Origin of the sequence: Lactococcus cremoris subsp. cremoris NBRC 100676, assembly GCF_001591705.1 — a bacterium.
Taxonomy (GTDB): Bacteria; Bacillota; Bacilli; order Lactobacillales; family Streptococcaceae; genus Lactococcus; species Lactococcus cremoris.
The window spans coordinates 1-796 of the sequence record NZ_BCVK01000118.1 but is presented as its reverse complement, the minus strand read 5'-3'; the positions used below and the strand labels follow the sequence as shown (position 1 = coordinate 796).

At 32.3% G+C, this 796-nt stretch carries 2 protein-coding genes; one reads left to right on the top strand and one right to left on the bottom strand.

What is annotated here, in order from left to right; genetic code table 11:
* The coding region (locus tag LLA01S_RS12780) for a hypothetical protein (protein WP_218006055.1) at positions 1-268 on the top strand (268 nt) is incomplete at its 5' end.
* A gap of 319 nt (positions 269-587) precedes the next feature.
* On the opposite strand, the gene LLA01S_RS12020 is transcribed toward LLA01S_RS12780, so the two are convergent.
* Positions 588-796 (bottom strand): IS3 family transposase (locus LLA01S_RS12020; protein WP_155719854.1); only part of this gene is annotated, 209 nt, incomplete at its 5' end.

The window sequence follows — 796 nt, the reverse complement described above, 5'->3', positions numbered from 1 at the left end:
TTTTTTTATAGAAAATAGTATGCTTAATTCATCCTTTGGTCACATTTTTAAAGGAGTAGAAAATATTTCTCATAGTGGACCTCTAGCAACAGTTTTGTTGTTGTTCGTCATACCTTTACTTTCACTCATTTCGTGCTTATACCTTGCTTTTAAGAAAAACCAGAGCGGAAGAAAATATATGATTTATATTTTGATATCGCTATTTTCTCTTGTTTGCCTCTCAGTTTTTTCTGTTATTATGATAATAGGTTTAGGAAACTATTTATGAAAAAAGCTTCTACAAGTCTAATGGCTTGTAGAAGCTTTTTTTGTTATAATAGTCGAGTAGAAGTTTAAATAGACGGTGGCTTTGAAAGTGAGGTGAGGCTTATGTATGTAAGTTCAAAATCCAACGGAAAGGAGCCTCCTTATTGGTGGATGTAGCCATGTTAGTCATCGCAGCTTACGGTTTTCTAATTAGTTTGCTTACATTTATCGTTTTGTTGATTGAAAAAATCACAAAAAAATAAGAACCGTCTGACTTTGGTAGGTTTGATGTGCACCCCAAAAGTTAGACTTTTTATCCAAGTAGAAATACTTGGATTTTTTTAATTGTCTTGGTAATTCAAGCGAAATTGAATTGGACTCATCCAGTTCAATTTTTGTTTGATTCGTTTTGTATTATAGTACCTAATCCAGATTACAATAACCTGTTCAAGTTCTTCGAAAGACGAGAAGATATGTCCGTAGTAAATTTCTTGTTTAAGTAGCCCAAAGAAATTCTCCATAACTGAATTATCTTGACAGTTTCCTTTAT